We start from the raw sequence: 13,764 nt of genomic DNA on the forward strand, positions 1-13,764 counted from the left end.
GTGGTGGACCGGGTCGAGCTGCCGCGGGACGTCCCGGCGCGGGCGGTCCCGGCGCGCGGGGTCCCGGCGCGCGGGGTCCCAGCGCGCGGGGTCCCGGCGCGCTCGGTCCCGGCGCGGGGCGCGCTGGACCGCCGGACCGGCTTGTCCTGCCCGTCCGTGCCGTGTCCCGAGTCGGCCATCGTCAGTCCCTGCCTGCCCGCCGTCAGGCCTGTGCCGAGAACCGCGGGAAGGCGCCGGCGCCGGCGTAGACCGCGGCGTCGTCGAGCTCCTCCTCGATGCGCAGCAGCTGGTTGTACTTGGCGACCCGCTCGGACCGGGCGGGCGCGCCGGTCTTGATCTGCCCGCAGTTGGTCGCGACGGCGAGGTCGGCGATGGTGACGTCCTCGGTCTCTCCCGAGCGGTGGCTCATCATGCAGCGGTAGCCACTGCGGTGGGCCAGGTCGACGGCGTCGAGGGTCTCGGTCAGCGAACCGATCTGGTTGACCTTGACCAGGAGGGCGTTGGCGGTGCCCGACTCGATGCCGCGCAGCAGGCGCACCGGGTTCGTGACGAACAGGTCGTCACCGACGAGCTGCACCCGGTCGCCGAGGCGGTCGGTCATGGCCTTCCAGCCGTCCCAGTCCTCCTCGTCGAGGGGGTCCTCGATGGACACCAGCGGGTAGGAGTCGACGAGGTCGGCGTAGTAGTCGACCATCTCGGCCGAGGACTTGGCGGCGCCCTCGAACTGGTAGGTGCCGTCCTCGTTGTGGAACTCACTGGCAGCGACGTCGAGGGCCAGCGCGATCTGGGTGCCGGCCTGGTAGCCGGCCTTCTCGATCGCCTCGAGGATGAGGTCGAGGGCCGCGCGGTTCGACTCGAGGTTGGGGGCGAAGCCACCCTCGTCGCCGAGGCCGGTGGCCAGGCCGCGCTCCTTCAGCACGCCCTTGAGCGCGTGGTAGACCTCGGCGCCCCAGCGCAACGCCTCGCGGAAGGTCTCGGCGCCGATCGGCGCGATCATGAACTCCTGCACGTCGACGTTTGAGTCGGCGTGGCTGCCGCCGTTGAGGATGTTCATCATCGGCACGGGCAGGACGTGGGCGTTGGGTCCGCCGAGGTAACGGAACAGCGGCAGGCCGGCCGACTCCGCAGCGGCCTTGGCGACCGCGAGCGAGACGCCGAGGATGGCGTTGGCGCCGAGCTTGCCCTTGTTGTCGGTGCCGTCGAGGCCGAGCATGACTCCGTCGATGAGGCGCTGCTCGCTGGCCTCGTAGCCGACGAGCTTGGGGTTGATCTCGTCGAGGACAGCGTCCACCGCCTGCTCGACACCCTTGCCGAGGTAGCGGTTCTTGTCGCCGTCACGACGCTCGACCGCCTCGAAGGCACCAGTCGAGGCACCGGAGGGAACGGCGGCGCGGGCGATGGTGCCGTCATCCAGCGCCACCTCGACCTCCACCGTCGGGTTGCCGCGCGAGTCGAGGATCTCGCGAGCGCCTACTGCGTCAATGGTGGCCACAGAATTCTCCATCGGATTGCTGAACAGACGGTGCCGGACAGATACGAACCGAGGCTACCCGCCCGCACCCCGCCCAGCGACGACCGACCCGCACCGTGGACGCACCCCGTGGAGCCGGCCCCGCGGCATACCTCACCTTTATCGGGTCAAGGGACTTTGTTGCGCTTCACCCGACAACGCAAGTCGGGTGAAGCGCAACCTTCCCCCTAAACCCGAGAAAGTGCCTGGTATGCCGTCGCGAGCGCGGCTCCCAGCCGGGCGTTGTGGCGCACCAGGGCGATGTTGGTCTCGAGGCTCGCACCCCCGGACAGCTCGACGATCCGGCCCAGCAGGAAGGGCGTGATGTCCTTGCCGTGGATGCCGCGCTCGGCGCACTCGGCGAGGGCCTGGTCGATGAGCACGCCGATCTCGGCGGCCGGGATCTCGTCCTCGACGGGCACCGGGTTGGTGACCGCGATGCCGCCGGACAGGCCCAGCGACCACTTCGCGCGCATCATCGCGGCGAGGTCGTCCGCACCGTCGACCCGCATCGGCGCCGGGTGGCCGCTCTCGCGCGAGTAGAAGGACGGGAACTCGTCGGAGCCGACGACCACGACGGGCACGCCCAGGGTCTCCAGCGACTCCAGGGTCAGGCCGATGTCGAGGATCGACTTCACGCCGGCGCTGATCACGGCCACGTCGGTCTGGCCCAGCTCGGTCAGGTCGGCCGAGATGTCGAAGCTCGTCTCGGCGCCGCGGTGCACCCCGCCGAGGCCGCCGGTCACGAACACCCTGATCCCGGCCAGGGCAGCCAGCCGCATGGTGCTGGCGACGGTCGTGGCGCCGTGCGCGCGACGGGCGATGACGTAGGGCAGGTCGCGGATGCTGACCTTGGCGACGTCGGGGTGGGTCGCGAGGGTCTCGAGCTCGTCGCGGGTGAGGCCGATCCGCGGCACCCCGTCGAGGACCGCGATCGTGGCCGGCACCGCACCGCCGGCACGGATGATCTGCTCGACCTCGAGCGCCATCTCGACGTTGCGGGGGTAGGGCATGCCGTGGCTGATGATCGTGCTCTCGAGCGCCACGACCGGGAGGCCTGCAGCGAGCGCCTCGGCCACCTCGGTCGTGAGCTGGAGCGAGGGGTGGGGGGTGGTCATGCGCTCTCCTGGGTCTTGGTGCGCAGGGCCTTGCGGAGCTCCGCGTCGATGAGTCGGGGGGTCAGGTCGGGTCGGACCGTCTCGGGGCTGGCGACGGTGAGGGCGGCCGCCATCTGGCCGAACCGGGCTGCGTCGACGGCGCTGTCGCCGCGCATGAGGGCGTGGACGAACGCGGCGGTCATCGCGTCGCCGGCCCCGGTGACGTCGACCGCCGTGACGGGCGGGGCGGGCAGCGTGACCACAGTGGCCCGTCCGGTGTCACCGAGGCTGCTGAGCAGGCTCCCCTTGGTGCCACGGCGGACCCAGACGTTCTGGACCCCCACGTCGTGCAGCCGACGGGCCGCTCGGGCGATCGCCGCACGGGTCTGGGTCACCGGTTCGCCGACGATGGCCGACAGCTCGTCGAGGTTGGGGGTGAGGGCGAGCACGGGCCGCTGCGGGGAGAGCAGGTGGGCGAGGGGACGCGCCTTGGCGACGCTGACCGGGTCGAGCACCACCGGCACCTCGACCGCCGCGGCGAAGTCGAGCAGCCAGGCTGCCGGCGCCTCGGGGATGTTGCCGTCGAGGACGAGCAGGGTCGCGTGGCTGAGCAGGTCGCGCGAGGCCATCAGCTGGCGCACGGTCAGCCGGTCGGTCGCCCGCATGTTCGACACCGCCACCACCAGCTCGCCGCTGGAGTCCAGCACCGCGAGGTAGGTACCGGTCGGGTCGTCCGACGCGATCAGGTGGTCGACGACGACGCCGGCAGCGCGGGTCGCCGCCACGATCTCGTCGCCGAACGAGTCGCCACCGACCGGGGCCACGAGGTGGGTGGGGCTGCCGAGCCGGGCCAGGTTCTCCGCGATGTTGCGCCCCACGCCGCCGGGGGTGCTCATGGCCGCGCCGGGGTTGGACGTGCGCAGCTCGATCGGGTGGTTCGAGTGGGCCTTGATGTCCATGTTCGCGCCGCCCACCACGACGACGGAGTGCGCATCCGGGCGGACGATGTAGCCGCGACCGAGGATCGCGCCCTTCCGCGTGAGGTTGGACAGGTGCACCGACACCGCCGCCTTGGTCGACCCGAGCCGTTCCGCGATCGCTGCGGCATCCAGGAGGGGCTGGGCACGGAGCAGGTCGACGATGTCCCGCTCACGGTCGGTGAGGCTCATGCTTGGAACTCTAAGGGAACTTGGTATTCCAAACAAGAGCCCGATGCAACGCCGGGGGGTCCGACACCTGCTCGGTGCCGGGCCCCCGCGGGTCGGTGTACGGGGCGATCAGGCCGGGTGAGCCAGGTGGCCGTGGCTGCGGCGTGAGAACGCCGCCGCACCCGCACCGGCGAGGGCGATACCCGCGAGCAGGCCGGCGCCGAGCTGCAGCACCTCGACCCCGCTTCCGTCGATCGGGCCGGGCACGGTCCGCTGGCTGCCGCCCGTCGTCCCGCCCTCGTAGCAGTTGGTGGAGCAGTGCTGGTCCGCCCAGTCGCCGTTTCCCGGGACCTGCCGGGCGCTGGCCGGCCCGGCCATCGAGAGGGCGATGAGTCCGGTGGCTCCGAGGATGGAGGCCGACCGGCGGATGCTGGTGTGGTGCGACATGGTCCTGGTCCTTTGCTTGCGCTGGTGGTTGGTGCCGGACGGGGTGTCCACGACCTTTGTCGCACCGACCGGTACCGGGGCAGCGCCGGTCGGGTATCAGCCGGGTATCAGGACCGTTGACGGGGTACCGGCAGAGGGTCACATTCAAGGTGTGCGCATCGCCGTGCTCGGCCCCCTCGAAGTCGATGAGGGACGGATCCTCCTGGCGCCGCGGGACCAGGTCGTCCTCGAGGCGCTGGCCGCCCGCCCCGGTGAGACCGTGCGGGCCGAGGCCATCGCGGAAGCCCTCTGGGGTGAGCACCTTCCCCCGTCGTGGCCCAAGGTCGTCCAGGGGTGCGTCTCCCGGCTGCGCAAGGAGCTGGGGACCCCGGCGATCGTGACCTCCAGCGCGGGCTACCGGCTCGTGCTGCACCGCGACGACTTCGACCACCTCTGCTTCGAGGACCTGCTGCAGCGGGCCGGGGAGCTGCTCGCGACGGGTGAGCCGGAGCGGGCCCGGTACGCCAGCGGACAGGCGCTCGGTCTCTGGCGCGGCGACCCGCTGGAGCGGCTGACCGAGTGGGAGGCCGGGCGGATCGAGTCGGAACGGCTCGGTGAGCGCCGGCGCGATGCGGAGGACCTGTATGCGGAGTCGACCATCCGCGCGGGGCGGCACCGCGACGTCCTCGGTGAGCTGCACCGCATGGTCGCCCAGCAGCCCACCCGCGAACGCCGGTGGGGGCTGCTGGCTCTCGCGCAGTACCAGGCGGGCCGTCAGGCGGAGGCCCTCGGGACGCTCCAGCGCGCCCGGGCCACCCTCGTCAACGAGTTCGGGCTCGACCCCGGGCCCCAGCTCGCCGAGCTCGAGGAGGCGATCCTGCGGCAGGACCCCACCCTCGTGACCCAGGGCACGCCCCCCGAGCAGGACGCCACCTGTCCCTACCTCGGACTGGTCGCCTACGACGTCGGTGACGCCCCGGCATACTTCGGCCGCGAGGCGGACGTCGTCGCCTGCCTGCAGCGCCTCGACGAGGCCGGCGTCCTCGCGGTGGTGGGACCGTCCGGGTGTGGCAAGTCGTCGCTGATCCGCGCCGGGGTGGCCGCGGCACTGGTCCGTGACGGTCACGCGGTGAAGATCGTGACGCCCGGGACCCACCCGGAGGAGGTGCTGGCCCTGGCGCCGGCCGGCGTTGGTGCGGTGTTCGTCATCGACCAGTGCGAGGAAGCCCTCGCGCTCCCGGAGACCTCACCGGAGCGGGAGGCGTTCTTCGCAGGACTGGGCGAGTTCGCCGCACGCGGTCGACTCGTCCTCTCGCTGCGCGCGGACCGCCTCGGCGAGCTCGCCGTCCACCCCGAGTTCGCCCACCTCGCCGAGCGGGGCCTCTACCTGTTGGGCGGCATGGGTCCGGCTGAGCTGCGCAGTGCCGTGCAGGGCCCGGCCGCCCAGGCTGGGCTGCGGCTCGAGCCGGGGCTGGTCGACCTGCTGGTGCGCGAGGTGGAGGGCTCGCCGGGGGCGTTGCCCCTGCTGTCCCACGTGTTGCGGCAGACCTGGCGGCGCCGCGAGGGCGACACGCTGACGGTCAAGGGGTATGCCGCGACAGGAGGAGTGCGCGAAGCCGTCGCCCAGTCCGCCGAGCGGCTGTACCGCGAGCTGAGCGCGAGCCAGCAGGGCATGCTCCGGGACCTCATGGTGCGGCTGGTGTCCTCCGACGACGCGGGCGAGCCGGTCCGGACCCGGGTGGCGCGGCGCACCGTGACGTCGGACGACGAGCACACTGCTGTCGTCGAGGCGCTGGTGGGGGCTCGACTGCTGAGCAGCGACGGCGACACGGTGGAGATCGCGCACGAGTCGCTGGCGGTCGCCTGGCCGCGGCTGCGGTCGTGGCTGGACGACGACGTCGACGGCCTGCGGATCATGCGGCACCTCACCGTGGCCGCCGAGAGCTGGGACGAGCTGGGGCGACCCGACAGCGAGCTCTACCGCGGGCTCCGCCAGGCCCGCGCCGCGGAATGGAGACGAGGCCACGATCCCGAGCTGACGCCTCCGGAGCGGGCCTTCCTCGACACCTCGGCCGAACTGGCCGAGACCGAACAGCGCGCCACCGAGGAGCAGGTCCGCCGGGAACGCCGCTCCAACCAACGGCTTCGTGCGGGTCTCGCGGCGGTGGCCGTGCTGCTCGCGGTGTCGATCGTCGCCGGGGCGCTGGCCAAGACCGCCGCGGACCGGGCCGACCAGGAGGCTCGACTGGCCGACCAGCAGGCGGCGGTAGCCGACCAGCAGGCCCTGGTGGCCGATGCGCGACGGCTGGGCGCACAGGCCATCGAGGCACCACAGATCGACCTGGCCATCCTGTTGGCCCTGGCCGGCGCACACATCTATCCGTCGCGCGAGACCGGCGACAACCTCACCCAGGTGCTGGCCAGAGCGCCCGAGCTCATCCGGTCGTCGAGGACCACCTCTCTTCTGTCGCTGTCCATGAGCCCGGACGGCCGCAGGGTCGCCGCCGCAGGCGCCGTCACGGGCGTGCTCCTCTTCGACGCGACCACCCTGGCCAAGGTGGAGTCCAACGACGAGGTTCCCGTCTCCACAGTGCGCTTCAGCCCGGACGGGTCGCTTCTCGTGGCCGCGACCAACGTGTGGTCCACAGACGGGGGACGCCGTGTCACCCAGGAGCCCCTGCGCCTGCTCGACCCGGCGACCGCCCAGCCGCTCAACACCCAGCTGGGGGGAATGCCCACGAAGCGCATCGTGCAACAGGCGGTCGCGTTCAGCGCCGACGGACGGTGGTTGGTCGCGGGCTTCCAGCACCCCCGTGAGCTGGACACCAAGACCGCGGTGCGGATCTGGCGCAAGGACCGGCTGGCCAGCCCGGTCGCCTCGTTCGAGCTCCCGTGGATCGCGGAGTCCATCGCCCTCAGCCCGGATGGCCGACGCCTCTTCGCGACGACCCAAGGGGGCCTGCACCTCGTCGACGCGCACACCGGCCGGATACTGCGGTCGATGCCGCTCAAGGAGCAACCAGGCGGGATGATCGGCCCGATCGGCCTGGCGTTGCGCACGGACGGCTCGCTCATCGCGGTCCGTGACAAGGACCGCATCCGCCTGCTGGACACCCGCACCTTCGCCACCCGTGCGTCCTACGTGGAGCAGGGGACGATCGGTCGACCGATGGCCCTGTCCAAGGATGGCCGGTACCTCGCCTACACGGTCGACGGCGTCGTTGTCGTACGGTCCCTCACCCGTCCCGGCGAGCCGCCCACGCACTACCCCTCCGGCGACGAGCAGGCCCCCTGGTCCCTGACCTTCGGGCTGGACGGCAAGACCCTCTACGCCACGCACACCGGCGACCTCCTCCTTGCCTGGGACCTGTCCGGCGAGCGGCGCTTCGTGGCGACCAGGACCGTGCGGTCCGGAACCCTCGCCGGGGACCCGGTGTTGCGTCGGATCTCACCCGATGGCGCGACCGTCGCCCATCTCGTGGGGACCGAGACCGCTGGCTTCGCGGTCCAGTTCCTCGACATCCGGACGCGTGCGATCGGGCCGGTGGTCCCCACTCGCCACGTCGAGGGCTACTACGGCGACATGGCCTGGAGAGGGGACAGCCGGGTCGTGGCGACCGTCCTCGACGACGAATGGGTGCGGGTATGGGACCGACGAACCGGGGACCTGGTGGAGGAGCACCGCCTGGCGGGCGACGGCGTGACGAGCGTGGCCTTCAGCCGCGACGGGTCCCGGCTGGTGGTGGGGACCAGCAAAGGCTGGGTTCGGTCGTTCACCGGGGCGGGCAGCGGCCCGAGAGCCGGGATCCACATCTCCGACAAGCCGGTGGTGGCGGTGGCCGTCAACGACGACGGGAGCCGGGTCCTGGCCGCTGCGAACGGCAACGTCTCCCTCCTCGACCTCGACCGCGGGTTGGTCGTGGACTTCGCCAACCTCGGCCTGGACCCGTGCGCCATCGCGTGGGCGCCGGGCGGGAGGGCTGCGGTACTCAGCGGTAGCGAGACCACCGGGAACGGGGGGCCCGCGGTGGCGGTGCTGGATCCCGCGACCCTCACCGTCCGGACACGACGTGCGGGAGCCGAGACGGCGGGTGGGTGCACGGTCACGTATCGCAACGACGGTAAGGGCTTCGTGACGGCCGAAGGCGCACGGGTCGCGCTGTGGGACGCCGCGGGGTCATTGTCCGCCGCCCTGCGCGTGGAGGACGGAACAGTAGCCGGCTTCACCGAGATCGGTTCGAAGGTCTTGTTGGCCGCCGCACACGGCGCGACCCGGGAGTGGGACGTCCGCCCCGGGGCGGCCCGTGACGCGGCGTGCCGGATCACGGGCCGCGGCCTGACCGTGGACGAGTGGCAGACCTACCTGCCGGACCGGCCGTTCGAGCCGCTCTGCTGAAAGGGGTACTCCGCTCGCCGGCATACGCCTCGCTGACCTGGCTGAAGCCGTCTCGGTGACACCGTCGTGCGGCGCCGGTGTCAGTCCGGTGTCAGGGCTGTTGACGCCGTCTCGGGTGAGGATCACTGTCGAGGCATGCGCATCGCGCTGCTGGGAACGCTGCAGGTCAACGAGGGTCGGACGACTCTCGGCCCCCGCGACCGCATCATCCTGCAGGCCCTCGCCACCCGTCCCGGCACGGACCTGAGCGCGGAGGTTCTCGCCGAGACCCTGTGGGGCGACGACCTGCCCGAGACGTGGCAGAAGGTCGTCCAGGGCTGCATCGTGCGGCTCCGCAAGGCGCTCGGTGCCGAGGCGATCGAGACCTCACCGCACGGCTACCGCCTGGACCTGCACCAGGACGAGGTGGACCACCTCCACTTCGAGCACCTCCTGACCCGGGCTCGCTTGCTGTTGGCGAACGGCGAGCCCGAGCGGGCCCGCTACGTCACCGGGCAGGCCAGGGAGCTGTGGCGGGGCGAACCACTCGTCGAGCTCGCGGACTGGGGCCCGGGACGGGTCGAGGCGGAGCGACTCGTCGAGCTGTGGCGCGACGCGGACGACCTCCACGCCGAAGCTGGGCTGAGGTCCGGGCGCTACCAGGAGGTCCTCGGTGATGCCCTGCGGATGGTGGCCGAGCAGCCGACTCGCGAGCGCCGCTGGGGCCTGTTGGCTCTCGCGCAGTACCAGGCCGGACGGCAGGGTGACGCCCTCCAGACCCTGCACCGCGCCAAGCTGACACTCGTCCACGAGCTGGGCCTCGACCCCGGTCCCGAGCTGGCCGAGCTGGAGGAGGCGATCCTGCGCCAGGACCCCTCCGTGGCCGCCCGGACGGTCCTCCCCCCGACCAGCGTCGAGTGCCCCTACCTCGGGCTGGTGGCCTACGACATCGCCGACGCCCCGACCTTCTTCGGCCGGGACGAGGTGACCGCTGCCTGCCTGCACCGCCTCGACCGGGCCGGCGTGCTCGCGGTGGTGGGGCCGTCGGGATCCGGCAAGTCCTCCCTCGCGCGGGCGGGCATCGCGGCAGCCCTGGAGCGCGACGGGCGGGTCGTCCACGTGCTCACGCCGGGCAGCCGTCCCCTGAGCGCCCTGACTGGCGCCCCTACGCGCCGGGGCACGGTGCTCGTCGTCGACCAGTGCGAGGAGGCGCTGGCCGTCGACGAGGCCTCACCGGATCGGGCCGAGTTCTTCGCGACCCTCGTCGAGTTCGCCAAGCGGCACTCTCTGGTGGTCACCTTGCGTGCGGACCGGCTCGGCGAGCTGGCTCCGCACCCAGACTTCGCGCGGCTCGTCGAGGGCGGCCTCTACCTCCTTGGCCCGATGACCGAACCCGACCTGCGCCGGGCCATCGAGGGCCCGGCCGCCCAAGCGGGCCTGCGGCTCGAACCGGGCCTGGTCGACCTCCTCGTGCGCGAGGTGGCCGGCGAGCCCTCGGCCCTCCCGTTGCTGTCCCACGTGCTCCGCCAGACGTGGCGCCACCGTGAGGGCGGCACCCTCACGGTCGAGGGGTATGCCGCGACAGGCGGGGTTCGCGAGGCGGTCGCCCAGTCCGCTGAAGGGGTGTTCCGCACGCTGGATCCTGCGCGCCAGGCCATGCTCCGCGACCTGATGCTGAGGCTGGTCACGCCCGACGAGGGGGGCGACCCGGTGCGCACCCGGGTCCCCCGGCGGTCGGTCACCGGGGACGAGGAGCACCTCCAGCTGGTCGAGCAGCTGGTCGCGGCCCGGCTGCTGGCCAGCGACGGTGACACCGTCGAGATCGCGCACGAGTCTCTGGCGGTCGCGTGGCCGCGCCTGCGGTCGTGGCTGGACGAGGACGTCGACGGGTTGCGCACGCTGCGCCACCTCACCGTCGCGGCCGAGAGCTGGGACGAGCTCGGGCGCCCCGACAGCGAGCTCTACCGCGGCGTCCGCCAGGCACGCGCGGCCGAGTGGCACCGGCGCACCAGCGCCACGCTGACAGACGCCGAACGCGACTTCTTGCACGAGTCAGCCCTGCTGGCCGACAAGGAACAGCGTGCGACCGAGGCGCAGGTGCGGCGAGAACAGCGGTTGAACCAGCGGCTCCGCCTCGGGTTGGCGGCCGTCGCGGCCCTGCTGGCCGTCGCGATCGTCGCTGGGGCCGTGGCGCTCTCCGCCCAGAATGCCGCGGATCGGCAGGCGAGGGTGGCCGACGCCCGCCGCCTCGGTGCCGAGGCGCTGCGGTCCGGCGAGCTCGACCGCGCCCTGCTCCTGGCGGCCGCTGGGGTCACCCTGGACGACGCGGTGGAGACCCGCACCAACCTGCTGGCCACGCTCGACCGCGCACCGGCCCTCGCGGGCAGCGGTCGAAGTGCCGGTCGCATCCTGAGCCTGGCAGCGAACACGGCCACCGACCAGGTCGCGGTGATGGCCGGTGACGGCAAGGGGCTCGAGCTCTACGACGGACCCACACTGCGCCGGATCCCCCTCCCGGAGAAGCTCGTCGGCGGGTCGGTCTACGCCCGACCCGACGGCCGGGGATATGCGGTGTCGATCGTGGCTGACCTCATCGCTGATGGGCTCGAGCCGCCCATCGTGCTGCTGGACAGTGCTGGCGCGAGGTCCTCGGTCCAGCTGGGCGGCCTCCCGGCCAGCTACCACTCCAAGGACGCTGCGCCATACCCCCACAACCGCTCGTACCTCGGGTACTCCCCCGACAGCCGCTGGTTCACCGCGTCCTTGATCCAGATCCAGGAGGAGGAGCCCACCGCCACCTTCGTCTGGGACCTTCAGTCGCCCGGCCGGCCAGTGGCGAGGCTCGAGCTCGGCAGCGAGGGAAGCGCCCCCACGATCAGTGCGGATGGCCACACGCTCTACTCGGCACAGTACGAAGGGGGCGGACACCTGCTCGTCACGGACGTCCCCAGTGGGAAGACGCGTCGCGCCCTCGCACCCACCGACCTCGGTGTCCGCCAGGTCGACGATGTGCTCGCGCTCAGCCCGGATGGCCGGACCCTGGCGGTCGGTGCCGGCATGGACGCCGTCCTGGTGGACACCGCATCGCTGACGCCCCGCGCCCGCCTCTCTGGTCAGGGCGAGACCACCTCGCTGGCCTTCTCGCCGGACGGCACCCACCTGGCAGCCGCCGGAGATCGCCTCGTGGTGTGGGACCTCAGCGCGAAGGAGCCGGTCGAGGTCTTCGCCCAGGAGGGCGCCGCCGATGACCCGGCGTTCAGCCGCGACGGCACGATGCTCTACACCGCGACCTTCCAGGGCCTGGTCCAGGCGTGGGACCTCGTCGGCGGACGGCGCTTCCTGCCGGCCGCCCCTGCTGGTGACCGCCTCGGCTGGGCCGAGCCGGTCACCAGGTTCTCGCCGGACCTGAAGCGGATCGGCTATGTCGCGGTCGCTCCCCAGTTCCGCGTGCGCGACGTCACCACGGGCGAGCTGGGCCCGATCGTGGCCCCTGACATGACCCAAGCGAACGTCGACGACCTCGCGTGGCATCCCGACGGCATCACGCTCAATGTCACCTCCGGCGCGCAGGACGTCCGGACGTGGGACAGCACCACAGGTCGACAGGTGGCGCAACGACGGCTGGCACCACCGGGCTCGGATGAAGGGGCTGACATCGCGTGGTTCAGCCTCGACGGGAAGTACCTGCTCGTCGGCACGACCAAGGGCCGGATCCACGTGCTCGACGCGCGCACTCTTGCCCCCACCCGGGCGCCGATCCAGGTGTACAAGACCACAGAAGGGGCGCCGAGTCCGCAGGAGATCAGCGCGTTCAGACCCAGTGGAGACCTGCGGACGCTGTGGATCAGTGATGCCATCGTCGACTACACGTCCGGGACGGTCCGTCCGATGCCAGACCTCGGCACGGAGGTCGACGCGATGTACCCCTCCCCCGACGGCAGGCGCGTGCTCGTCAACACCGGACCCACGGGCGCAGGGTTGCTCGACGCCCGCACCCTGAAGTGGATCTCCCGACCCAGCCCCGCCCAGACCGGGCTCGTCGGCGACAACACGAACTGGAGTGCGGACGGGTCCCTCGTCGCCAGCGCCAGCGACGGACACCTGAGCTACTGGGACGGCCGGACCGGAACCTACCTCGGCAGCGCGACCGTGGGCGTGGCTGGGGACCCGTCGTTCTCGGCGGACGGCAAGCGGCTCCTGTTCGCCGGGGCGGACGGCTCCGTCCGGAGCTGGGACCTCGACCCCCGGTCGTGGGTCGCGGCAGCCTGTCGGCTGGCCGGCCGCCCCCTGACCGAGCAGGAGTGGCACAACTACCTGCCGGACCGCCCGTTCGTGCCGGTCTGCGCCTCCTGACCTCGAATCGCTGCCGGGCCACAGCGTTCGGTCGGTGGGGCCCCAAGAGGTGGGTGTGGCCAGGCCCCTCCCTCCACATCTGCCCCCCACCCACTCGACCTCGCCGTCAGGTGAGCGCAGCGCAGAGCGGCGCGATGGCCGCTGCGTCGCCATTGACGAAGTAGTCGTCGAACCGGTGGGGTCCGGCCTGGAACTCGATGGTCCCGTCGGCCTCGCGGATCACGGTGCGCCCGGCGTCGACGAAGATCGTGGAGCCCGCGTCGTTGACGACCCTCAGCCGAGTGGTCATTTCCTCGGTGCCGGTGGTGTTGTCGCCGGGCACGGCCAGGTCGTGCAGGATCCGGTCGGCCTGCGCGTAGGTCACCGAGCGGTCACTGACCGGGTTGGTCATCGTGCCCGCCCACTCGTCGCGGAAGTGGCGCCGCAGCAGAAGGCCGTCCCTGTCGTAGAAGCGCTTTCCGACGACCGACCGGGTGTTGGTCTCGATCAGCTCCACCGGTCCGGCTGGGGTGTCACAGACGACACCGTTGGGTTCGTGGTCGAGCACGACCTCGGTGAAGTGCAGGTCGCAGGTGATGCCGACGCCGTTGTGGGTGCAGGTGGCGTTGAAGAAGTCCGGCGGCGCCGGGGTGAGGGTCGCCGGGTCGACGGGTGCAGGCGCTGCGCCGGCCTGACCAGCGGTGGCGGTGAGTGCGCCCATGGCCAGGACGAGCGACGCCGCGGCCAACGCGGCGGACCCGCGCGACGGCCGACGGAGGCGAGAGGCAGTGAAACGGTACATATCCGTGCCTTTCCGTAGATCCTGCTTCGAGGTGTGGCCTGGCGGCCTGAAGGTGTTGTGTCACAACGCGGTTC

The 13,764-nt window shown here is 72.0% G+C and carries 7 protein-coding genes; 2 read left to right on the forward strand and 5 right to left on the reverse strand.

Annotated elements, in window-relative coordinates; all coding sequences use genetic code 11:
• Positions 1–202: 202 nt before the first annotated feature.
• From eno to ACXJKD_RS10680, 4 genes are all read right to left on the reverse strand, one after another.
• The gene (gene eno, locus ACXJKD_RS10665) at positions 203–1,492 is read right to left on the reverse strand and encodes a phosphopyruvate hydratase (RefSeq protein WP_457254512.1); all 1,290 of its coding nucleotides are present in this window, start codon (positions 1,490–1,492) and stop codon (positions 203–205) included.
• Positions 1,493–1,698: 206 nt separating this feature from the next.
• Complete coding sequence (locus tag ACXJKD_RS10670; protein ID WP_457254513.1) at positions 1,699–2,628, reverse strand: pseudouridine-5'-phosphate glycosidase; 930 nt, start codon at positions 2,626–2,628, stop codon at positions 1,699–1,701.
• Positions 2,625–3,776: a PfkB family carbohydrate kinase gene (locus ACXJKD_RS10675; RefSeq protein ID WP_457254514.1), complete on the reverse strand. Its 1,152-nt coding sequence runs from the start codon at positions 3,774–3,776 to the stop codon at positions 2,625–2,627. The genes ACXJKD_RS10670 and ACXJKD_RS10675 overlap by 4 nt, the downstream gene beginning before the upstream one ends.
• A 108-nt stretch (positions 3,777–3,884) precedes the next feature.
• On the reverse strand, positions 3,885–4,202 hold the full coding sequence (locus ACXJKD_RS10680) for a hypothetical protein (protein ID WP_457254515.1): 318 nt from the start codon (positions 4,200–4,202) through the stop codon (positions 3,885–3,887).
• Positions 4,203–4,353: 151 nt separating this feature from the next.
• Between ACXJKD_RS10680 and ACXJKD_RS10685 the strand changes: the two genes are divergently transcribed.
• The gene (locus ACXJKD_RS10685; protein ID WP_457254516.1) at positions 4,354–8,577 is read left to right on the forward strand and encodes an nSTAND1 domain-containing NTPase; all 4,224 of its coding nucleotides are present in this window, start codon (positions 4,354–4,356) and stop codon (positions 8,575–8,577) included.
• Positions 8,578–8,712: 135 nt separating this feature from the next.
• Entirely contained in the window at positions 8,713–12,909 is a 4,197-nt protein-coding gene (locus tag ACXJKD_RS10690) for an nSTAND1 domain-containing NTPase (protein WP_457254517.1), read from the forward strand.
• A 106-nt stretch (positions 12,910–13,015) separates the two neighbouring features.
• Here the strand turns inward: ACXJKD_RS10690 and ACXJKD_RS10695 are convergent, their stop codons facing one another.
• Entirely contained in the window at positions 13,016–13,690 is a 675-nt protein-coding gene (locus ACXJKD_RS10695) for a hypothetical protein (protein ID WP_457254518.1), read from the reverse strand.
• Positions 13,691–13,764 lie beyond the last annotated feature (74 nt).

Source organism: Pedococcus sp. P5_B7 (assembly GCF_054049895.1).

What these genes read in the sequence shown, in the direction of transcription:
- ACXJKD_RS10680 (WP_457254515.1), bottom strand. Translation starts at nt 4,202, where the DNA reads ATGTCGCACCACACCAGCATCCGCCGGTCGGCCTCCATCCTCGGAGCC.
- ACXJKD_RS10670 (WP_457254513.1), bottom strand. Translation starts at nt 2,628, where the DNA reads ATGACCACCCCCCACCCCTCGCTCCAGCTCACGACCGAGGTGGCCGAG.
- ACXJKD_RS10690 (WP_457254517.1), top strand. Translation starts at nt 8,713, where the DNA reads ATGCGCATCGCGCTGCTGGGAACGCTGCAGGTCAACGAGGGTCGGACG.
- ACXJKD_RS10695 (WP_457254518.1), bottom strand. Translation starts at nt 13,690, where the DNA reads ATGTACCGTTTCACTGCCTCTCGCCTCCGTCGGCCGTCGCGCGGGTCC.
- ACXJKD_RS10675 (WP_457254514.1), bottom strand. Translation starts at nt 3,776, where the DNA reads ATGAGCCTCACCGACCGTGAGCGGGACATCGTCGACCTGCTCCGTGCC.